The organism is Pseudomonas citri, assembly GCF_025336485.1.
Lineage (GTDB): Bacteria > Pseudomonadota > Gammaproteobacteria > Pseudomonadales > Pseudomonadaceae > Aquipseudomonas > Aquipseudomonas citri.
Map to the genome: position 1 here is coordinate 1 of NZ_JAODAB010000006.1, position 21,572 is coordinate 21,572.

General features: G+C 61.2%; 18 protein-coding genes, 1 rRNA gene and 1 pseudogene. 15 read left to right on the top strand and 5 right to left on the bottom strand.

What is annotated here, in order from left to right; translation table 11 throughout:
* The 7 genes from rrf to pgaD all read left to right on the top strand — a co-directional run.
* Window positions 1-75, top strand: a 5S ribosomal RNA gene (rrf, locus tag N4Q37_RS28065); the annotation flags it as partial.
* A gap of 182 nt (window positions 76-257) precedes the next feature.
* Window positions 258-893 carry an NADH:ubiquinone oxidoreductase subunit N gene (locus N4Q37_RS08905; RefSeq protein ID WP_260957065.1) on the top strand — a complete coding sequence of 212 codons (636 nt, stop codon included), beginning with the start codon at window positions 258-260 and terminating at the stop codon, window positions 891-893.
* A gap of 155 nt (window positions 894-1,048) precedes the next feature.
* A complete protein-coding gene (locus tag N4Q37_RS08910; protein ID WP_260957067.1) occupies window positions 1,049-2,554 on the top strand; it encodes a YdgA family protein in 1,506 nt (501 codons plus the stop codon).
* 244 nt (window positions 2,555-2,798) lie between these two features.
* Window positions 2,799-5,279, top strand: a complete 2,481-nt coding sequence (gene pgaA / locus N4Q37_RS08915; RefSeq protein WP_260957068.1) for a poly-beta-1,6 N-acetyl-D-glucosamine export porin PgaA — start codon at window positions 2,799-2,801, stop codon at window positions 5,277-5,279.
* A 12-nt stretch (window positions 5,280-5,291) separates the two neighbouring features.
* The gene (pgaB, locus tag N4Q37_RS08920) at window positions 5,292-7,289 is read left to right on the top strand and encodes a poly-beta-1,6-N-acetyl-D-glucosamine N-deacetylase PgaB (protein ID WP_260957070.1); all 1,998 of its coding nucleotides are present in this window, start codon (window positions 5,292-5,294) and stop codon (window positions 7,287-7,289) included.
* 1 nt (window position 7,290) lies between these two features.
* Window positions 7,291-8,646: a poly-beta-1,6-N-acetyl-D-glucosamine synthase gene (pgaC, locus tag N4Q37_RS08925; RefSeq protein ID WP_260957073.1), complete on the top strand. Its 1,356-nt coding sequence runs from the start codon at window positions 7,291-7,293 to the stop codon at window positions 8,644-8,646.
* Window positions 8,643-9,125: a poly-beta-1,6-N-acetyl-D-glucosamine biosynthesis protein PgaD gene (gene pgaD, locus N4Q37_RS08930; RefSeq protein WP_260957074.1), complete on the top strand. Its 483-nt coding sequence runs from the start codon at window positions 8,643-8,645 to the stop codon at window positions 9,123-9,125. Before pgaC ends, pgaD begins: the two co-directional genes overlap by 4 nt.
* Here pgaD and N4Q37_RS08935 read toward each other — a convergent pair.
* A complete protein-coding gene (locus tag N4Q37_RS08935) occupies window positions 9,115-10,647 on the bottom strand; it encodes an apoptosis inducing factor family protein (RefSeq protein ID WP_260957076.1) in 1,533 nt (510 codons plus the stop codon). The two genes, pgaD and N4Q37_RS08935, sit on opposite strands and share 11 nt — an antisense overlap.
* A gap of 136 nt (window positions 10,648-10,783) precedes the next feature.
* On the opposite strand from N4Q37_RS08935, the gene N4Q37_RS08940 reads away from it, so the two are divergent.
* Complete coding sequence (locus N4Q37_RS08940) at window positions 10,784-11,344, top strand: YbhB/YbcL family Raf kinase inhibitor-like protein (RefSeq protein ID WP_260957079.1); 561 nt, start codon at window positions 10,784-10,786, stop codon at window positions 11,342-11,344.
* Between the two features lie 13 nt (window positions 11,345-11,357).
* Entirely contained in the window at window positions 11,358-12,671 is a 1,314-nt protein-coding gene (locus tag N4Q37_RS08945) for an MFS transporter (RefSeq protein ID WP_260957081.1), read from the top strand.
* 9 nt (window positions 12,672-12,680) lie between these two features.
* Here N4Q37_RS08945 and N4Q37_RS08950 read toward each other — a convergent pair whose 3' ends face one another.
* Entirely contained in the window at window positions 12,681-12,818 is a 138-nt protein-coding gene (locus N4Q37_RS08950; protein WP_260957082.1) for a hypothetical protein, read from the bottom strand.
* Between N4Q37_RS08950 and N4Q37_RS08955 the strand changes: the two genes are divergently transcribed.
* The 5 genes from N4Q37_RS08955 (at window position 12,817) to N4Q37_RS08975 (ending at window position 17,314) form a co-directional block, all read left to right on the top strand.
* On the top strand, window positions 12,817-13,398 hold the full coding sequence (locus N4Q37_RS08955; RefSeq protein ID WP_260957083.1) for a hypothetical protein: 582 nt from the start codon (window positions 12,817-12,819) through the stop codon (window positions 13,396-13,398). The genes N4Q37_RS08950 and N4Q37_RS08955 overlap by 2 nt on opposite strands.
* Before the next feature lie 209 nt (window positions 13,399-13,607).
* Window positions 13,608-14,228, top strand: a complete 621-nt coding sequence (locus N4Q37_RS08960) for a hypothetical protein (protein WP_260957084.1) — start codon at window positions 13,608-13,610, stop codon at window positions 14,226-14,228.
* 197 nt (window positions 14,229-14,425) lie between these two features.
* Entirely contained in the window at window positions 14,426-16,072 is a 1,647-nt protein-coding gene (locus tag N4Q37_RS08965; protein ID WP_260957085.1) for a vWA domain-containing protein, read from the top strand.
* Window positions 16,073-16,127: 55 nt separating this feature from the next.
* Window positions 16,128-16,700, top strand: a complete 573-nt coding sequence (locus tag N4Q37_RS08970; RefSeq protein ID WP_260957087.1) for an RNA polymerase sigma factor — start codon at window positions 16,128-16,130, stop codon at window positions 16,698-16,700.
* The gene (locus N4Q37_RS08975) at window positions 16,697-17,314 is read left to right on the top strand and encodes a hypothetical protein (RefSeq protein ID WP_260957089.1); all 618 of its coding nucleotides are present in this window, start codon (window positions 16,697-16,699) and stop codon (window positions 17,312-17,314) included. Before N4Q37_RS08970 ends, N4Q37_RS08975 begins: the two co-directional genes overlap by 4 nt.
* Before the next feature lie 65 nt (window positions 17,315-17,379).
* Here the strand turns inward: N4Q37_RS08975 and N4Q37_RS08980 are convergent, their stop codons facing one another.
* On the bottom strand, window positions 17,380-18,159 hold the full coding sequence (locus tag N4Q37_RS08980) for an exodeoxyribonuclease III (RefSeq protein WP_003177265.1): 780 nt from the start codon (window positions 18,157-18,159) through the stop codon (window positions 17,380-17,382).
* An 82-nt stretch (window positions 18,160-18,241) separates the two neighbouring features.
* Between N4Q37_RS08980 and pyrE the strand changes: the two genes are divergently transcribed.
* A complete protein-coding gene (gene pyrE / locus N4Q37_RS08985; protein WP_260957092.1) occupies window positions 18,242-18,886 on the top strand; it encodes an orotate phosphoribosyltransferase in 645 nt (214 codons plus the stop codon).
* Between the two features lie 120 nt (window positions 18,887-19,006).
* Here the strand turns inward: pyrE and argB are convergent, their stop codons facing one another.
* Window positions 19,007-19,912 (bottom strand): acetylglutamate kinase, encoded by a 906-nt coding sequence (gene argB, locus N4Q37_RS08990; protein WP_260957095.1) that lies wholly within the window; start codon window positions 19,910-19,912, stop codon window positions 19,007-19,009.
* A 27-nt stretch (window positions 19,913-19,939) separates the two neighbouring features.
* Window positions 19,940-21,343: pseudogene (locus tag N4Q37_RS08995) on the bottom strand (phosphomannomutase/phosphoglucomutase); the annotation flags it as partial.
* Between the last annotated feature and the right edge of the window lie 229 nt (window positions 21,344-21,572).

Below are 21,572 nucleotides of genomic sequence, written 5' to 3' on the forward strand. Positions count from 1 at the left end.
GAACTCAGAAGTGAAACGATGCATCGCCGATGGTAGTGTGGGGTTTCCCCATGTGAGAGTAGGTCATCGTCAAGATTGAATTCCGAAACCCCTATCTGCTGACGCAGGTAGGGGTTTTGTCGTTTTGGGCCGGTAATCGGATCACGCCTCTGATTGCGGCTGGCACCCCGGCAAACCCCGAGGCCGTTGCTATGCTTTGATAGTCAGGACTCTGTCAAAAGGAGTCCACAAGGTCACTGGTCATGGGGATTCCAATAATGAAAAACCCTTATGCTCCTGGCTTCTGGTGCGCGGTGGCGGCCCTGATACTGCTGTCGGCCACCTACTTCTATGGCGTCATGCTTACGCATCAGATTGACAAGGCATTGCTCTTTCTCGATAGCGCGGCGGCGTTGATCGGCGTGATATCCATTGCAATCGTGGCCTGGGCATCGCTTCAAGGCCAGCGCATCAAAAAAAGACAGCTTGAACAAGGCAAGACCTTGGTGCTGATTTGGGACACCAAGGTTGCACTACGTCGGGTTGAGACGGTATTCGACCGTTATTTCTGGGGCAGTTATTGGCAGCCTGGTCGCACGTTTCAGGAAGTGATGGGTGAGCTTACCGGCACCCCCCTGGAAAAGAGCCTGGAAGCGCTGAAGACTCAATGCGCAGCCTTGGACAAGCAAGTCACCCAGGGCGGCTGGCATTGGCTCAGCAACGCGCGTGAATTGTGTGATGTCGCGAACGCGATGGCTCGTGAACGTTACCAGTTGGATTACTGCGATTCGCACGCCGACTCATCAGGCGCGGCAGTGATCAATCGCGACTTTGAAGTGCTGGTGTACACCTGGTCGGCCCGTCTCAAGACCTTCGACCATCAACTGGACGAGATTGAAGTTCAATATTCGTAGACCATCTCTCAAGAATACGCTTTTCCCCCTTTAAACATTGGGCCTGCTGGCCTGCCTGATGGTAATCTCCCACCACTTCACGGCGTCGAGCCACACCCTTCGCGGGTCAGGGAAGACGACAGTTTTTTCAACCATGGATATCGATCGGGTCACTCATGAACAAATCAGCAAGCGTACTCCTGGGAATCGTAGTGGCTATCGGGGCGGTCAGTGCCGGTGGCGCCTGGTACACGGGTACGAAGCTCGAAGGCGTGCTGAACACGGCTATCGCCGAAAATAACAAGCAACTGCAGCTGGCGTTCACCGGCTCCAATGGTACGGCTTCGGTGGAGCTGGTTTCCCTGGACCGTGGGATGTTCAGCAGTACTGCCCACTACCGCTTCAAGGGCGAGGGTGAGATGTTCGGTGGCGAACCGGTCGAACTGCTGATCGTCGACAACATCGAACACGGTCCACTGCCGTTCTCTCGCCTGATGTCGTTCAAATGGCTGCCGGTCATGGCGACCAGTCATTCCGAATTGGAAAAGACCCCGCTGACCGAGAAATGGTTCGCCGCCGCCAAGGATAAATCGCCGCTCAAAGGCGTGATCAACCTGGGCTATGACCAGTCCACCAACGGCACCTTCGAACTGTTGCCACTGGACGTCAAGTTGGACGAACAGTCTCAGCTCACCTTCTCGGGGCTGAAAATCGACCTGGCCGCCAGCGCCCAGGCGCAGAAAATCAAGGCAGATGGCTACATGGACAGCTTCAAGCTGACCACCGTCTCCGAAGACCAGACACCGGTGCTTGTCGAGTTGAACGGCCTGACCCTTGCCAGCAACCTGAGCAAGAGCACGTACGGCTATTACATGGGTGATAACAGCCTGCTATTGAGCAACACCAAGGCCAGCTTCGGTGAGCCGAAGTCGGTGCTGCACCTGAAGAATTTCGAGATGAAGAACAGCAGTGCCGAGAACGGTACGAGCGCTTCGGGACGTGCCGATTACAAGATCGGTGAGTTGTCCTTCAACGACAAGACCATCGGTGCGGCACAGATGGCGGTCAGCGTGAAGAACCTGGACATTCCGGCCACGATGTCCTTGGTACAGCTCTACCAGACCAAGCTGCAACCTTACGAAAAAGCATCTGCCGAGGCTGCTGAAGCAGGCGAGCCGGCACCGGAGTTGAACCTGACCGAAGCTGAGGAAGCCCAGGTCAAGGCGGACCTGGAAAAAATCCTGGCTGCTGCCCCGCAAGTGGCGTTGGAGAACCTGTCGTTCAATACCGCCAACGGTGAAACCCGCGCGGCGCTGGTGATGGACCTGGCCAAACCGCAATCGATGGACCTGCCACCTGACGAGTTGGGCCGTCAGTTGCTGGCCCTGCTGGATTTCAAGGTGAAGGTTTCCAAGCCGATGCTGGTGGATCTGATGACCCTGCAGGCGCAAATGGAAGGGCAGACTGATGCTCAAATGATCGCCGAACAAGCCACCGCTGCCAGCGACATGTTCAGCAGCATGGCGGTGGGTTCTGAACTGGCGGTGCTGCAAGGCAACGACATCGTGACCAATTTGCACTACGCCAACAATCAGATCGACTTCAACGGCCAGAAAATGACAGTCGAAGAGTTCTCGACGTTTGTAATGAACAAGATTAGCGGTGGCGTCGCCATTCAATAATCCGTTCGAGCAATACCCAAGAAACCGGCCCGTGCATGACGCACGGACCGGTTTTTTTTGCCCGTCGAAAAGCCAGCAGCGAAATCTGTATCGATTCTGAAGAATTGTGGCGTTCTGGAAGATGACTATCCAGGGGATGCAAAACTAGACCCATTAGAGCTTGGCCGGATTCTTTTGATCCGGCTTCCTGTTTGATGGGCAAGGGGGCACTGCGACCCGGCTGGCCATGTAAGGATGCTGACGAATGCCGCGTACTGTGGGTCCTCTTATTCAAAGTGGCTTGCGCCCGTTGTTTCGCATCGTGCTGTGCGGTCAATTGTGTTGGCCTGCGTTGGCTGGCGCCCAGACCGCCTATGACCAAATGGTGCTGGATGCACGGGCCGGCCACTACACGTCTGCGTTGAACACGTTGCGCCAGGTGCCGGTCGGGCAGGCAAGCACCGCACAAATCAGTGACCACTTGCAGATCGCCAGTTGGGCGGGCCTCGACGCCGAGGTGATAGAGGTTTACGAAACCCAAGGCCGCTTTCGTGATTTACCGGTACCAGCCGTGTCGGCAGCGGCGCGTGCCTATCGCAACCTCAAGCGCTGGGATCCGGCAATTGCACTGTATCGCCAAGCCATACGGGCGGACGCTCAGAACCTTGATCTGCAACTCGGTCTCGCGCTGACCCAGGCGGATGCCGGACTACCCGACGAAGCCGTCAGCCGCGCCAAGGCGCTCGTTGCCGCCAAGCCTGAAGACCCGATGGCCAGACTAGCCCTGGGCTACGCCCTCACGCGCGCTAATGAGCCCTACGAGGCGCTGTTTGAATATGATCAGGCGTTTTTCCGCGCGGGCAACCAACCTGAAGTCGCACGGCAATACATCATTGCCCTGCAACATGCCCGACTGCCAGAACCGGCCTTGCGCCTGGCCCGTCTCAAGCCGGGGCTAGTCGACCGGGGCGTACAGCGCCGTCTGGAAGGCGACGTGGCGGCCGAGCGGGTGCGCCTGTCAGACATGGCGAGCCGCAGCGAGCAGGAGCGCTTCGTCATCGCCGATCGCGCCCTGGCCGACTACGACAAGTTGCTCGCCACGTGGACCCCCGTGGCGGAGGCCCATGACGATGTGCTGCGCTGGCGCATCGATCGCATGGGCGCCCTCAATGCCCGTGCCCGTCGCGCGGAGGTCATTGCGCAATACCAGACGCTGATTGCCGAAGGCGTGAGCATCCCGACCTACGCGCTGCGCTGGGTGGCCTCTTCCTACCTGGAGCAGCGAGAGCCGGAGATCGCCGTCGATTTGTACCGTCGCGTCCTGGCCGCGCCTGATGCAGATCCTGCCGAGCGCTTCGAGGACAGCACGGCGCTCTACTACGCATTGTTGGAAAGTGAGCGGTCTGAAGAGGCCCGCATGCTGGCCGAAGACATGGCGAAATCCCAGCGCCCGCGCATCGAGCTCAAGGGCCTGCCGATCGGCAACCCCAACGACGAATGGATGGATGCCCAGCAACTCGCCGCCCAGGCCGGCACTTATGGCGCCGACCTGCCGTCTGCCGAGGCGCGCCTGGATAGCTTGGTCTATCAGGGCCCAGGCAACACCGGCATACGCCTGGCCCAGGCCGATCTGTACCAGGCCCGGGATTGGCCGCGGTGTTCGGAAAACCTGCTAAAGGAAGTCGAGACCACACTGGCGCGCAACCGTGACCTGGAAATTGCCCAGGCCCGCGCCGCGATGGACTTGCAGGAATGGCGGCAGATGGATGCCCTGACCGACGACGTGGTCGCCCGCTATCCGGAAAACGCCCACGTCAAACGTCTGCAACGCCAACGCGACGTGCACGACATGGCCGAACTGCGCGTCGAAGCCTACACCGGCAAGAGTTTCGGCGGTGGTAACGGGGACGCTGGTGCGGTCACCGGCAGTCGGGATTTCGGTATTGAAACGCTGCTCTACAGCCCGCCCATCGACGAAGACTGGCGGCTGTTCGGTGGTGCTGGCTACGCCACCGGTGATTTCGAAGAAGGTACCGGCCATCACCGTTGGCAGCGCCTGGGTGTGGAGCGTCGTACCCGGGACATGACACTGGAGGCCGAGGTCTCCAATCACGCCTATGGCTCCGGCGATAAACAAGGCGCCCGCCTGGCCGTGGCCCGCGATATCGATGACCACTGGCAGTACGGCGCCAGCCTGGATTACCTCTCGGCCAACACCCCGCTGCGGGCCCTCAACAGCGGAGTCCGTGCCAATGGCGGCAGCGGTTTTGTCCGCTGGCGCGCCAATGAAAGTCGCGAGTGGCGACTGGCTGTCAGCCCGTCCCATTTCAGCGACGGCAATAACCGCCTCGAGACCCAGCTGACCGGTCGCGAAGGGATCTACAGCACGCCGAAGCTGCAAATGGAGCTGGGTCTGGATGTGGCGGCCAGTCGTAACAGCGGCTCTGACGAAGTGCCGTACTTCAACCCCAAGTCGGACTTCAGTGTCATGCCGACTGTGAACGCCAACCACGTGTTGTACCGCCGCTACGAAACCACTTGGAGCCAGCAGTTCCAGGTCGGGGCCGGCAGTTACAGCCAGCGCGACTACAGCACCGCCGCCATGGGACTGCTCGGCTATGGCCAGCGGTTCATCTGGAACGATGTGTTCGAGGCCGGCGCCATGTTGAGCTGGTTGAACCGCCCTTACGACGGCGATCGCGAAAGCGACCTGCGCCTGCTAGTCGACCTCACCTACCGCTTCTAGAAGAGTCTGAAGATGCCTGTCATTTCGCGATTCATCCTTCTGCTGGGCGTCTTGCTGATCAGCGCTTGTGCCCAGCAGGCCCCGGCGTTCACGCCACCCTCGCAGCGCCAGCTGGCGGCCAATGACGCCCCGTGGCCAAAGAACCATGTGCTGGGCATCGCCTACCACGATGTCAACGACCGAGACCCCGACCAGGCGCTGGTAGCCGTGCGTACCGAACGACTGATCGAGCAACTGGCGTGGCTGCGGGAAAACCATTACCAGCCCGTCACGGTGGATCAGATCATCAGCGCCCGCAAGGGCGGCCCGGAACTGCCGCCGCGTGCGGTGCTGCTGAGTTTCGACGACGGCTATTCGAGCTTCTATACCCGCGTCATGCCTATCCTGCGGGCCTATAACTGGCCGGCGATCCTCGCCCCGGTTGGCAGTTGGGTCGACACACCGCAGAACCAGACAGTGGACTTCGCCGGGGTGCCACGCCAGCGTTCCGAGTTCCTGACCTGGGAGCAGATCCGAGAGGTTTCCAAATCGGGCCTGGTGGAAATCGCCGCCCACACCGACGCCAATCACAAGGGCATACTCGCCAACCCGCAAGGCAACCAACAACCGGCGGCGACGACCCGACGCTACGACCCTGCCACCGGCGGCTATGAAACCGAAGCCGATTTCCAGGCGCGCCTGCGCAAGGACGTCGCGGTCATTTCCGAGAAGATTCGCAAGGTCGCGGGCTACAACCCGCGCATCTGGGTCTGGCCATACGGGGAAGCCGACGGCACCGCGTTGCAGGTGATCGGAAGCGAGGGCTACCAAATGGCCCTGACCCTGGAGGACGGCCTCGACAGCCTCGATAACCTGATGGACGGCCCACGGTTCCTGGTGGCGTCCGATCCGGACGGGGCTCATTTTGCCGAAAGCATGGTGTCGGTGCAGACGATCGAGCCGATGCGCGTGGTGCATGTCGACCTGGACTATGTCTACGACCCGGATCCGGCGCAGCAGGAGGCCAATGTCGGCAAGCTGGTCCAGCGCATTTCTGACCTGGGCGCCAACACCGTGTTCCTGCAAGCGTTCGCCGATCCGAAAGGCGACGGCCTGGTGCATTCGCTGTACTTCGCCAACCGTCACTTGCCGGTACGGGCCGACCTGTTCGACCGGGTTGCCTGGCAATTGCGCACCCGCGCCAACGCCAAGGTCTATGCCTGGATGCCGGTGCTCAGTTTCGCCCTCGACGCGAAGCTGTCGCGGGTCCAGCGCTGGGATCCGCAAACCGGCAAGACCGGCGTAGCCCCGGACCAGTACGTGCGCTTGTCGCCGTTCGACCCGAACGTGCGCAAGGTCATCGGTGAGATCTACGAAGACATGGCGCGGATGAGCTCGGTGGACGGTGTGCTCTACCATGATGACGCGGTGTTCTCGGATTTCGAGGATGCCGGCCCCGCCGCCCTGAAGGTCTATGCCGCCAACGGCTTGCCGACGTCCATCGCCGCCCTGCGCGACGATCCGGCAGCGATGCAGCGCTGGACCCGCTTCAAGAGCCGTTACCTGATCGACTTCACCGCTGAGCTGACCGCCAAGGTCCGGGCGATCCGCGGCCCGCAGGTGCGCACGGCGCGCAATATCTTTGCCGAACCGATGCTCAATCCTGAAAGCGAAACCTGGTTCGCCCAGAACCTCGACGATTTCCTCGGCGCCTATGACTGGACCGCCCCGATGGCCATGCCGTTGATGGAAAAACAGACCCTCGCGCAATCCGGGCCGTGGCTGGAACGCCTGGTCCAGACCGTCAAGTCCCGGCCCGGCGCCCTCAAACGCATGGTGTTCGAACTACAGGCCCGTGACTGGGACAGCCGACCGGCGACCGACATCGACGGCGAATGGCTGGCCGACTGGATGGGGCGCCTCAAGCGCCAGGGCGTGACCAGTTTCGGCTACTACCCCGACAACTTCATCGAAGACCAGCCCCCCGTGAAAAACGTGCGGCCGGCGCTCTCCAACAAGTGGAATCCTTGACATGTTTGACAGACTGCTCGCACTGCTGGTGCTGGCGATCGTCCTGGGGGTGCCCCTGGGCCTGATCTTCCTGGCCACCGGGCAATTCCTGATGGACTTCGTGTTCTTCTACCCGTTGTTCATGTCCGGGCTGTGGATCGCCGGCGGCCTGTATTTCTGGCTGCATTGGGAGCGTCACTGGCCCTGGAAGGAGGACACGCTGCCACCGCCCCTGGCTGGCGAACCGCTGATCAGCATCCTGATCCCGTGCTTCAACGAAGGCGATAACGTCGCCGATACCATTCACGCGGCGCTGGGCCAGCATTACCCGAACATCGAAGTCATCGCCATCAACGACGGTTCGAAAGACAACACCGCCCAGATGCTTGACCAACTGGCGACGCAAGACCCGCGCTTGCGGGTGCTGCACCTGGCGGAAAACCAGGGCAAGGCCGTGGCGCTGCGCATGGGGGCCATCGCGGCGCGCAGTGAGTACCTGGTGTGCATCGACGGCGACGCCTTGCTGGCGCCCAACACTTGCGCCTATCTGGTGGCGCCGATGCTGGACAACGCCCGCCTCGGCGCGGTGACCGGCAACCCGCGCATCCGTACCCGTTCGACCCTGGTGGGCCGGGTCCAGGTCGGTGAGTTCTCTTCGATCATCGGCCTGATCAAGCGCACCCAGCGGGTCTTCGGGCGAATCTTCACGGTCTCCGGCGTGATCGTCGCGTTCCGTCGCACCGCCCTGCACCGGGTCGGCTACTGGAGCCCGGACATGATCACCGAAGACATCGACATCAGTTGGAAACTGCAGCTCGATCACTGGAGCATCTTCTACGAGCCGCGCGCGCTGTGCTGGATTCTCATGCCCGAAACCCTGCGCGGCCTCTGGCGGCAACGGCTGCGCTGGGCCCAGGGTGGTGCCGAGGTGTTGTTCAAGAACATCCGTGGCATCTGGCAATACCGCCACCGCTACCTGTGGCCGCTGCTGTTCGAATACTGCCTGTCCACCGGTTGGGCGTTCACCTTCCTGCTGTCGGTGATTTTCTGGGGCGCGGGAAAATTCGTCGAGATGCCGGCGGCCATTGCCGTGGACCACCTGATGCCGCCGGCCTTTACCGGGTTGTTGCTGGCGGTGGTGTGCCTGTTGCAGTTCGCGGTGAGTATCCTGATCGACCGCCGCTACGAAAAAGGCCTGTGGCACATCATGTTCTGGGTGGTCTGGTATCCGTTGGTGTTCTGGTTGATCAGCCTGTTCACCACCCTGGTGAGCTTTCCAAAAGTGCTGTTCGGGCGGCATCAGCAGCGTGCGCGCTGGATCAGCCCGGATCGCGGTATCAAGCCGTTCGATGATCAGGAAGAGGAAGTGATCCGATGAAAATTATCAGGACCCGGCAACGGCCTTTTCTGGTGGTCATCGATGCGTTCTTCACCGTACTGGCCTGGGTAGGCCTGCTCTATCTGCTGGTCAATGGCCTGTGGCCGTTGTTTGCTAGCCAGGCCGGCCCGCGCTTGGGCGGGTCGTTGTTCGACACCCTGGGGACGTTGCAGATCTACGGTTGGATCGCCTTGGTCAACGCGGTGCTGTTGATCAGTTGGGCGCGTTATCAGCAACGCAAGAGCCGCAGCTTCGCCCAACGTCGACTGCCGGCACCGGTGGTGGATGACCAGGGCTTGAGCGCCAGTTTCAAGTTGACCGACGAGCGCCTCGGCACCTTGCGCCAGCCAGGCTCGAAGATCATCCACAACAATCAGGACGGCGACATCAGCCACGTCGTGCCGCACTTCCATTGGCTCAGCCCCGACTTGCAACCGCCGCCCCTCGCGCCACGGGAGCGACCGCAGGTTATCCACTGAAGTCCCGGATCAGCCGCCATGCTTCGTCCACTGGCAACGGTTGTTTCATGCGCTGGGCCAATGCCGCCATGGCCCGGCCTTCATCGCAGGCCACGGCTGCGACAACGAGTCCGTCGTTGCCCAGCAGGGCGATGAAGGGCGGCTGTTCGGGCGTGCCCTTGAATTCCAACTCATCCCAGCGCTCGGCGTGGCCAAGGTAGTCGTAGCGTTTGCCGAAGTGATAGGTCCAGAAAAACGGCACGTCCAGATAGTGTTCGTCACCGCCGAGCATGTTCGCGGCGGCGATGCGCGCCTGTTGCTGGGCCAGGCGCCAATGTTCGATGCGCCGGGGCTGGCCACTGAGGGGGAAAGTCGCGATATCCCCCACCGCCCATAACCCGTCGACTACGCGCATGCCGGCGTCGACGGTCAGTGATTGGTCGGTTTCCCGTGGCAGGTTGGCAAAGGGCTCGGTGGCCGGGCGCACACCGATACCGACAATCACCAGGTCCGCCGCAACGCGCTGGCCATTATCCAGTACCACGGCTTGCACCTGGCCGGCTCCTTCGATCCGCGCCGCTTCGCCGTCGGTGCGATAAATCACGCCGTTGGCCTGATGCCGGGCCAGGATCGCCTTGCCCACGCTTTCACCCAACTGCGCGGCGAAGGGTACGGGATGCCGGGCCAGGACGGTGACCTCCAGTCCACGTTTACGCAACGACGAGGCGACTTCCATGCCGATGAAGCTGTCGCCGATAATCACTGCTCGTTGCGCTGGCCGGGCACTGTCGAGGATCCGTCGGGTGTGATCGATGGTGCGCAGCACAAAGACTTGCGGCAAATCGCTGCCGGGTAGATCCAGGGTCTTGGGCGTCGCACCTGTGGCGATCAGAGCGGCGTCATAGCCCAGGCACTGGCCATCGGCGAGCCAGATCTTGCGTGCGACGGCGTCCAGGCGTGTGACTTCGCCATGGATCCGTTCGATGCGTTGCTGGGTGTAATACGTTTCATCGCGCAGCGGCGAGGTCTCGTCGACGGTCATGTCACCGGCCAGCACGTATTTGCTCAGCACGGTTCGGTCATACCCGGCCGCTGCTTCGCGGTCGATCATCTGGATCCGTCCGCCAAAGCCTTTCTCGCGCAACGCCGCCGCACAAGCCGTGCCAGCCGCTCCGGCTCCGATGATGACGAACGTGCGTGGATCATCGGCGGGCGGGACTTTTTCGGCGGGCAACGGCTGATCATCAACCCAGATGCCACCTTCCCGAACCTCTACGTGGTAACGCGCCAGGCTGTCGAGCGCAGGCGGCTCGCACAGGGCGCCGTCTTCGGCTCGGAACGCCGCCTTGTGCCAAGGGCAGATCAACCGTCCGTGGCAAACCGCCCCCTTGGCCAGTGGCGCGCCAGCGTGCGGGCAGCGGCCCTGGAAGGCGCGGACTTGATCGCCCGCGCGCAGCAGCAGAAGGGGAGTGTCGTTGATTTTCACTTCGAGGCCGCGGTCCTCGCGCACCTCGGCGAAGCGGGCGACCAGATGCAGGGACATGGTGCATCTCCAGCAGGCGTTTCTCATTGGAGTCGAAGGAGTACAACGAGTTTCACTAATTGTCACTGCAACCGGGCCGGCACTGCGGCTATAGTTCGCAGGCCATCCATGGCCTGATCCGCATAAGGTGCCCGGTATGACTCGATTGAACACTCTCTCCCCCTGGTTGGCTGCTGTTGCCTTCGTGCTGTGCACACAAGGGGTTGCCCAGGCCGAGGAGCGTTTCACCCTCAGCATTCCCGGTGTGTCGGACGACCGACTGTTCACCGCGGCGGCCGCCAGCGATGCGAACAATTGCGGTGGCAAGAACATTTCCCCGGCCTTGAGCTGGAATGCCGGCCCGCCGGGCACCCTCAGCTACGCCATCGTCATGTTGGACCCGGACGGCCAGCGGGGGCAGGGCGTCGATCACTGGATCCTCTACGGCATCAAGGCCTCCACCCGGCAGATCCCGACGGGAGCGGGCAGCAAACCCGCGCTGGAAGGCGTGAGTGGCATCAATAGCAAGAACACCCGCGGCTACATCGGCCCTTGCCCGCCCATCGGCGACAGCGCGCATCATTACCTGATCCAGCTGTTCGCCCTGGACCTGCCGCCGGAAGCGCTGCCCGCTGGCCTTACCCGTGCCCAGTTGATGGAAAAGATCAACGGCCACGTACTGCGCAACAGTAGCGTAGTGCGGCGCTATCACCGCTGACGCGAACCTGCCCATGACTGCCACCCATCATCTACCAGGGGAACGATTCGGCCGGTCTGACTACAAGACCCTGGGCCTGGCTGCGCTCGGCGGGGCGCTGGAGATTTACGATTTCATTATCTTCGTCTTCTTCGCCCTGACCCTCAGTCAACTGTTCTTCCCACCGGAAATGCCCGATTGGCTGCGTTTGCTGCAAAGCTTCGGGATATTCGCCACGGGCTACCTGGCCCGGCCGCTGGGCGGCATCCTCATGGCGCACTTCGCCGATCGCCTGGGACGCAAGCGGGTGTTCAGCCTGAGCATCCTGATGATGGCCTTGCCGTGCCTGCTCATCGGGGTGATGCCGACCTATGCGCAAATTGGCTATTTCGCGCCGTTGCTGTTGCTGGCGTTGCGTATCCTGCAAGGCGCGGCGGTGGGCGGAGAGGTGCCGAGTGCCTGGGTGTTCGTGGCCGAACATGCGCCGCTAAAGCACCGCGGCTATGCCTTGGGATTTCTCCAGGCCGGCCTGACCTTTGGCTACCTGCTCGGCGCCTTGACCGCAACGGCGCTGGCGCGGATCTACACACCGACGGAAATCCTCGATTACGCCTGGCGCTTGCCGTTCCTCCTGGGCGGGGTGTTCGGTGTGATCGGCGTCTGGTTGCGCCGTTGGCTGAGCGAGACGCCGATCTTCATGGCCTTGCAAGCCAACCGCGAAGGTGCGGCGGAGCTGCCGCTGCGCACGGTCCTGCGCGATCACCGGCCCGCCTTGCTGCCGGCCGCCATTCTCACCTGCGTGCTGACCAGCGCCGTGGTGGTGTTCGTGGTCATCACCCCCACCGTGATGCAGAAAAGCTTCGGCATGACCCCAGGCCACACTTTCGCCCTGAGTAGCCTGGGCATTGTGTTCCTGAACGTCGGCTGCGTCCTGGCCGGACTCATCGTCGATCGCATCGGCGCCTGGCGCACTGTCCTGCTCTATAGCCTGCTGCTGCCCCTGGGCATCGCCGTGCTCTACGCCAGCCTGATCAACGGCGGCGCCTGGCTGGGCCTGGCCTATGCCGTGGCCGGCCTCGGCTGCGGTGTGGTCGGCGCGGTGCCTTCGGTGATGGTCAGCCTGTTCCCGCCGAAGATCCGCGTGTCCGGCATTTCGCTCACCTACAACATCGCCTATGCGTTGTGGGCGAGCATGACGCCGCTGCTGCTGATTGCACTGGTGCCTTGGAGCCCGTGGGTTTGCGTGGGGTACTGCGTGGTGATGGGGGCGGTGGGCGTGGGGGCGGCGCTGTATTTTCCGGGGCGGGAGCTGAAGGCTGCACGAGCATCGTTGGCGTGTGAGTCGTAGTCCGGCTTTTCAAAGACGCTCGCGCAAGAACTCCAGCATGTGCGCCTGTGCGCGGACCGTCATCAAGGAAACGGCTGGTGAGCTTCTCCAAACCCCGTAGAATGCAACCGTTTTACCCATTACCTCTTCAAGGATGACTTTATCCATGCGAGCTTTTGCTGCAATCCTGGCTTTCTGCCTTTTGGCAGGCTGTGCCTCTAAACCCGATTACTACATTTCCCCCACACCGGTCACGATCCCAAAGACCGCTACTTATTGGATCGACACGTTCAACGTCGAGGTCGTCGGTAAAAACGAACGCTTCCTGCCCGACGAAAAGGTCCGTGAGCAGTTGCATACCGATCTGATCGGTCGCCTGAGCGAAGACAATCGCTATGCTTCCAGCAAGGAAACCGCCGATTATCTCCTGGACGTGAACAGTGTCTACACACGCCGTATCCAGGACACTCACGGTGGCCTCATGAGCAAGATCGTTGCCGACGGTACGCTGCTTGCCAGTGTCGACTACAGTTATCAGGTCAAGGTGAAAAAGGGCGGTGCCGAGGTGTTGCACTTCGCCCAGGCCCGCGAGGGGCTGAGGCCCGGCGGCGCGGTCGGGCAATTTCAGAACATGCGAAGCCTGGCCGGTGCCTTGACGAACAAGGGCAACTCCGAAGTCGAAGAGTTTTACACCAGCGTGTTGAGCCGCTTCATCTCTGATGACCTACGGGCCATTCCGTCCCGCTAGTCGACGCCGCTCCAATGAATGCCACTGCCGTAACCCGACCGGCCCGCCTTGCTCACCAGCGCCATGTTCTACGCTGGCCTGATCAACGGCGGCACCCGGCATCGCCAGTGGCTTTAAATGGCCCGATCGATACAATGTCTGCGCTGTGCGGGGCCTAAACCCCTTTGTCCTGCACTGTTTGATACCGGCTTTGACTCAAGGAATAGTCCATGGAACTGCGTCAGTTACTCGTACCGATTGCTGCTCTCGTCACCTGCGCCAGCACATACGCCGCAACGCCTTCATTCGAAAATTTTGTCGCTTGTGATGCAAGCTCCTTGGCAGTTGTTAGCCAGCCTGCGCTCAAGGAGCGCGTTTCCAGTCAACTCGAAAACGGGCAGATCAAACTCAGTGGTGGTACTAAAACCGATTTGGGCCAGCGCTGGGTTTTCGACAAACCTGTGGTTGTCGACGGTATTTCCCTGACCGGTTTTTTTGCCGAGGATGTCGATCTGATGGGCTCTCGCGTCATCAACTGGGGTTTCTACACGCAACAGAGCCCTGACGAACTCTTTGCCCATTTTCAGAAAGTCACCGGTGCCGATCTGGAAAAAACCAACGGGATTTATGCCCGTGCCCAGATCTGGTCCCACAAACAGTCCGCCTGGGTGTCCGAAAAGGGTGATAGCACCGCAGGCAAGCTGGTGACCGACACGGCGGAACGGATATTGATGGTGGAGCCGGGTCCCGGGGATTTGGCCAAGACCAGCAAGGGCATGTTGACGTGCTCAGTCCAAGGCAACGTCACCGAAGCGATGCTCAAGACCACGCGGCCTGACTTGATCAGATAAATACGCTTGGGCCAGCCAATCCCGCTAGTCGACACGGTTCCAATGAATGCCACCGCAGTAACCCGACCGGCCCGCCAGGGTTGGTCCGGTTCTGCTTTTGAAGCATCCCGCAAAAAAAAATTCCGGCCGTTAACCCGAATCATGGATGCCTTGCGTCTGACCCAGTGAACGAAACTTCCACTTTCGAGGTTCAGCCCATGTCCCGTCCTCTTCCATTCCTGCGTCCTGCTGCCCAGGGTTTCGCCGTGACCTTGCTGGTGACGCTGGCCGGCTGCGGGCTGTCTTCGTCCCGGGAGGTCGCCAAGCCTGCCGACGTGGCGTCTCCCAGCTCGGCCCTGATAGGCGAAGTCGCCTATGAGCCATCCATGGCCAAGCGCAGCGTGGCGCCGTCACCGATGGTGGTGAGCGATGCCCCGGCCATGGACTACCGCAGCGAGCCGCGCGAGCAATATGAAAAGCTGCCCGACAATCCGATCCATAGCGTGATGGAAACGCCAGTCTCGACCTTCAGCGTGGATGTCGATACGGGTAGCTACGTCAACGTACGACGTTTCCTCAATCAAGGTAGCCTGCCGCCCGAAGGTGCCGTGCGACTGGAGGAAATGGTCAATTACTTTCCTTACGCCTACACCTTGCCCACCGACGGTTCACCTTTTGGAGTGACCACCGAAGTGGCCCCGTCGCCGTGGAATCCCCATACCCGCTTGTTGCGCATTGGCATCAAGGCGTCTGACCGCGCCGTGGCGGAACTGGCGCCCGCCAACCTGGTGTTCCTGGTGGATGTGTCCGGCTCCATGGACCGCCGTGAAGGCCTGCCGCTGGTCAAGAGCACCTTGAAGCTGCTGGTGGATCAGTTGCGCGACCAGGACCGGGTGTCGCTGGTGGTGTATGCCGGCGAATCGCGGGTGGTGCTCAAGCCCACTTCGGGCCGCGACAAAGCGACGATCCGCAACGCCATCGATCAATTGGACGCCGGCGGCAGCACCGCAGGGGCCTCGGGCATCGAACTGGCCTATCGGATGGCGCGGGAAAGTTTTATCGACAAGGGCATCAATCGCATCCTGCTGGCCACCGATGGCGACTTCAACGTCGGCGTCAGCGATTTCGACAGCCTCAAGCAGATGGCCGTGGAACAACGTAAAAGCGGGGTCTCGCTGACGACGCTGGGCTTTGGCGTGGACAACTACAATGAACACCTCATGGAGCAACTGGCCGACGCCGGGGATGGCAACTATGCCTACATCGACAACCTGCTCGAAGCGCGCAAGGTGTTGGTGGACCAGCTCAGCTCCACCCTGGCGGTGGTGGCGCGGGATGTGAAGTTGCAAGTGGAATTCAATCCTGCCCAGGTCAGCGAATATCGCCTGTTGGGGTATGAGAACCGTGCGCTCAAGCGTGAGGATTTCAACAATGACAAGGTCGATGCGGGTGAGATTGGTGCCGGGCATACGGTCACGGCGTTGTATGAAATCGTTCCGAAGGGCGAACCAGGCTGGCTGGAGCCGTTGCGCTATGCCAACCCGCCAAAACAGGAGGGCAAGAGCAGCGAGCTGGCGATGTTGCGGGTGCGCTACAAGCCTGCCGCCGGCGGTAGCAGCCGCTTGATCGAGCACCCCATCGTCAGAGCAGCGCAAAATGACAAAGCCAGTGATGACCTGCGCTTTGCCGCTGCCGTGGCCGCGTTTGCCCAGCAGCTCAAGGGCGATGGACGCTACATTGGCAACCTGAGTTTGCGTGACACCGCTGGCCTGGCCCGTTCTGCTCGAGGCGAAGACCCGTTTGGCTTGCGCGCCGAGTTCGTGCAATTGGTCGAGCTGGCACAGAGTCTGAAACCAGTACCGTGACCGCGAAAGGAGTTCGCACTGGTGGCCTGTACGGTTAATTCGAGTACTCAAATAGATGCGTGCGCCGTTTGATACCCTCAGCGACGAATCGCTGCTAGCCCGCTATCGCGATGGCGACGGGGCTTCTTTCGAAGCCCTGTACGCCCGTCATCGCCAGGGGCTTTACCATTTTCTCATGTCGTTGAGCAATAAAGCCGAACTGGCCGAGGAAGTTTTCCAGGAAACGTGGCTCAGTTTGATCCGCAGCACTACGCAGCCACAGGGACGGGCGAGCTTTCGTACGTGGTTGTTCCAGATTGCCCGCAATCGGTTGATCGACCAGTGGCGTCGACACGGCGTCCACAGCCCGTTGCACGACCCTTACGATGAGCAATTGCATGTCCAGTGCGACGAGACCACCAGTCCTGAGCGCCAGTTGAGCCTGAGCCGCGATCAGGGCCGGTTGGAGGCCGCGTTGCAAGCCTTGCCCGAGGACCAGCGGGAAGTGTTTCTGCTGCGCCTGCACGGCGACCTGGACCTGGCGCAGATCGCTGCCTTGACCGGCGCCCCACTGGAAACGGTAAAAAGCCGTTTGCGTTACGCCCAGCAGAAATTGCAACGCCTGCTGGCCGAGGAGGTACCCGCATGATTGATTCCCGACAGACCTCGCAACCCACTGACGAGGGGATGGTCGAGCATTTCCGTCAACACACGGCCGGTGAGCCGCCGGCTTCCCTGGACGCCCTCATCCTGGCCACCGCCCGCCGAGAAGCCCCGACGCCTGCTCCGAGCTTGTGGCAGCGCTGGCTGCGGGCCTGCCAACGGCCGCGCTGGCAAATGGCATTCGCCTCAGTGGCGGGGCTAGCGCTGGTCATTGGCCTGGTAGTGCGTTCGCCGGTGCCCCAAGGCGAATTGTCTTCGCCCGCCTCCATGGAATTTTCCGCCCGCCAGCAAGAGGCGCTCGTTGCGCCAGCCGCGCCCATCGCCATGCCCGCGCCTGCGCCGATGACCGCGACCAAGCCTCAGGCCGACACGCTCCAAGGCTCATTGAGCGCCGAGCAACCTGCGGTGGAGGAGCCCGCGGCGAAGATGAGCAAGCGTTCGGCCGTTGTCCAGCCATCGTTGGAACAGGGCTTGTTGCAAATCCTGCGCTTGCGTCAGGCGGGGGACAGCAAGAAGGCCGATGAAGAGCTGCTCAAGCTGCACCAACGCTTTCCCGAGGAGGATTTGCCTGCGCGGTTGGAGGCGTTGCAAAAGCGCTGAGCAAAACAACGGCGAAAAAAAACCGACATTGGCTGTCGGTTTTTTTTCACGTTGCGCAACGATGCTCAGATCGTCAGCGTCCAATCGTAATCCACGATCAGCGGCGCATGCTGCGAGAACCGTGGCTGGCGCGGCAGGCGGGCGCTGCGTACGAAGCGGCGCAGCCCAGGCGTCAGCAACTGGTAGTCGAAGCGCCAGCCGAGGTTGAGCATCTCGGCTTGTTCGTTGTCCGGCCACCAGCTGTACTGGTCGCCTTCGCGGCTGACTTCGCGCAGGGCGTCGACATAGCCCATGTTGCCGACGATCTCGTCCATCCAGGCCCGTTCCGGTGCCAGGAATCCAGGAGATTGCTGGCTGTCGCGCCAGTTCTTGATGTCCAGCTTCTGCTGCGCCACGTACAGCGAGCCACAATAGATGTACTCGCGACGTTTGCGCCGCTGTTTATCCAGGTAACGGGCGAAGTCGTCCATCAACTTGAATTTCTGGTTCAAATCTTCATCGCCGTTCTGCCCCGACGGGAGCAGTAAGGTCGCGATGCTGACCTTGTCGAAATCGGCTTGCAGGTAGCGCCCGTAGCGGTCCGCCGTCTCGAAACCGAGACCATTGATGACAGCCTTCGGTTGCAGCCGCGAATACAAGGCCACGCCACCCTGGGCGGGGACTTCGGCATCGCAGGCATAAAGGAAGTAACCATCCAGTTGGAAGGCTGCATCGTCCAGTTCAAAGGCGGAGGCGCGGGTGTCCTGCAGGCAGATGACGTCGGCATTCTGTGCTTGCAGCCAACTGAGCAAACCACGCTCCACTGCAGCCTGAATACCATTGACGTTCACACTGATGATCCGCATAAATGGCCCCAAAAATCACGTGCGTGTATGATACACGCCGTCTACCTATTTAGCTAAATCCGCGGTATTTGAGGCTTTTTTCATGCAGGCGTATCAGCGCGATTTCATTCGTTTTGCCATCGATCGCGGCGTTTTGCGCTTCGGTGAGTTCACCCTCAAGTCCGGACGCACCAGCCCGTACTTCTTCAATGCCGGCCTGTTCAACAGCGGTTCCGCCCTGGCGCAACTGGGCCGGTTCTATGCGGCGGCCATCGTCGAGAGCGGCATCCCGTTCGACGTGCTGTTCGGCCCGGCCTACAAAGGCATCCCGCTGGCCGCCACCACCGCGGTCGCCCTGGCCGAACACCACGGCCGTGACTTGCCCTGGTGCTTCAACCGCAAGGAAGCCAAGGCCCATGGCGAAGGCGGCAGCCTGGTGGGTGCACCGCTGACCGGTGAAGTGCTGATCATCGACGACGTGATCACCGCCGGTACCGCCATCCGCGAAGTGATGCAGATCATCGGCTCCCAGGAAGGCGCCAAGGCCGCCGGCGTGCTGATCGCCCTGAACCGCCAGGAGCGCGGCAACGGCGAGCTGTCGGCGATCCAGGAAGTGGAGCGCGACTTCGGCATCCCGGTGATCAGCATTGTGTCGCTGACCCAGGTCCTGGAGTTTTTGGCCGACGATCCACAGCTCAAGCAGCATTTGCCGGCAGTCGAGGCTTATCGGGCGCAGTTCGGTGTCTGAAGGCTTTTGATTCCTGTGGCGAGGGAGCAAGCTCCCTCGCCACAAAAGCATCATCTGAAAAGTGGTGTAAAAAAGACCCCGCTCAACCAGGTTGAGCGGGGTCTTTTTTATGGGTATCGCTTAAGGACGCTTGCGATTACTGATCAACGTGCCCACGCCGGTGTCGGTGAAGATCTCCAGCAGGATCGCATTCGGCACCCGGCCATCGATGATCAGCGAGCTGCCGACGCCGCCCTGTACCGCTTCCAGCGCACAGCGGATCTTCGGCAGCATGCCGCCGTAGATGGTGCCGTCGGCGATCAGGTCATCGACCTGTTGGGTCGACAACCCGGTCAGTACCTTGCCCGATTTGTCCATCAGGCCGGCAATGTTGGTCAGCAGCATCAGCTTCTCGGCTTTCAGCGCTTCGGCCACCTTGCCGGCCACCAGGTCGGCGTTGATGTTGTACGACTCGCCGTTGGCGCCCACGCCGATAGGGGCGATCACCGGGATGAAGTCCCCCTTGACCAGCAGGTTGAGCAGGTCGGTGTTGATACCGACCACTTCGCCCACATGACCGATGTCGATGATTTCCGGTTGGGTCATCTCGGGTGTCTGGCGGCTGACGGTGAGTTTCTTCGCACGGATCAGCTCGGCGTCCTTGCCTGTCAGGCCGATGGCGCTGCCGCCATGACGGTTGATCAGGTTGACGATGTCCTTGTTGACCTGGCCGCCCAGGACCATCTCCACCACGTCCATGGTCTGGGCGTCGGTCACGCGCATGCCATCGATGAAGTGGCTTTCAATGGACAGGCGCTTGAGCAGGTCACCGATCTGCGGACCACCCCCATGCACCACCACCGGGTTGATGCCCACGGCCTTCATCAGCACGATGTCGCGGGCGAAGCCGGTTTTCAGCTCCTCGCTTTCCATCGCGTTGCCGCCGTATTTGATCACCAGGGTCTTGCCGACATAGCGTCGGATGTAAGGCAATGCTTCGGACAGGACCTTGGCGGTATGGGCGGCGGCTTCGCGTTCGAGGGTCATTCAGGGCTCCGGTAGTGCTTCAAATAATCAAAACGGTAGTTGAAGATCAGGTGCAACACGTTTGAGTTGGGTGTGGAACACATCCTTGATGCGCTGCAGTTCGGCCTCGTTATCGGCCTCGAAGCGCAATACCAGCACCGGCGTGGTGTTGGATGCGCGAACCAGGCCCCAGCCATGGGGATAGTCGACCCGCACACCGTCGATGGTGGTCAGTTCGGCGCCTTCGCCCCATTGAGCGTCGTGCAGTGCATCAATGATGCTGAATTTGCTCTCTTCGGTCACATGGATATTGATTTCCGGCGTAGAAATATCGTTCGGGAAGGTCGCAAACAACTCTTCAGCCGTTGATTTCTCCTTGCTGAGGATCTCCAGCAGACGCGCGGCGCTGTAGATGCCGTCGTCGAAACCGAACCAGCGCTCCTTGAAGAAGATGTGGCCGCTCATCTCGCCAGCCAGCAGGGCGCCGCTCTGCTTCATCTTCTTCTTGATCAACGAATGGCCGGTTTTCCACATCAATGGGCGACCGCCGTATTGCTTGATTAGTGGCACCAGGCGACGGGTGCACTTGACGTCGAAAATGATCTCGGCATCGGGGTTGCGTGCCACCACGTCCTTGGCGAACAGCATCAGCAGGCGGTCCGGGAACACCACGCTGCCGGTGTCGGTCACCACGCCGACGCGGTCGCCGTCGCCGTCGAAGGCCAGGCCCAGGTCGGCGTTGGTTTCCTTGACCTTGGCGATCAGGTCTTCGAGGTTCTCCAGCTTGCCCGGATCCGGATGGTGGTTAGGGAAGTTGCCGTCGACGTCGCAGAACAGCGGGATGACTTCGCAGTTCAGGGCTTCGATCAGTTGCGGGGCGATCACGCCGGCCGCGCCGTTGCCGCAGTCGACCACCACTTTCAGGCGCCGCGCGAGCTTCACATCCTTGACGATCTCGTCGTTGTAGCGCTCCAGGATGTCGACCTTGGTCACGCTGCCTTTGCCGCTGCTCAGGTCGTTGGTCTTGAGGCGGGTGTGAAGGGCCTGGATCTGCTCGTTGGCGAGGGTGTCGCCGGCGATGACGATCTTGAAGCCGTTGTAGTTCGACGGGTTGTGGCTGCCGGTGAGCATCACGCCGGATTTGCCGGCCAGCACGTTGGCGGCGTAATACAGCGCCGGAGTCGGCACCAGGCCCACGTCGCTGACATGGCAGCCGCTGTCGGCAATGCCCTTGATCAATTGTGCGACCAGCTCAGGGCCCGACAAGCGACCGTCGCGGCCGACGCACACGTTCGGTTCGCCCTGGGCCAGGCTCTGGGAACCGATGGCGCGACCGATCCAGTAGGCGGTTTCGGCGGTGAGGGTTTCCGGTACCACGCCACGGATGTCGTAGGCGCGGAAGATGCTCTCAGGGAAGATCGGGGCGATTGCGGCTGGGGTGTTCATGGGTGGGGCGCTCTATCAGGAAGGTGATTGGACAGGCCAGTGAAATGCACTGACAGGCTCAAGCTGAAGGGTATGACGGCGTTTTCGACAGAGAGTTCGTGCTGTGAAAGTGCCATGAGACAGCGTTACCTTCGATTCACTCGCCTAATACCTTGATTCCTGTTGGGAAAGCTCGCCGCCAGCCTGTGCGCATTTTTTCGTCCTGAAACAGAAGCTTAACAAACGGGCCGGGCAG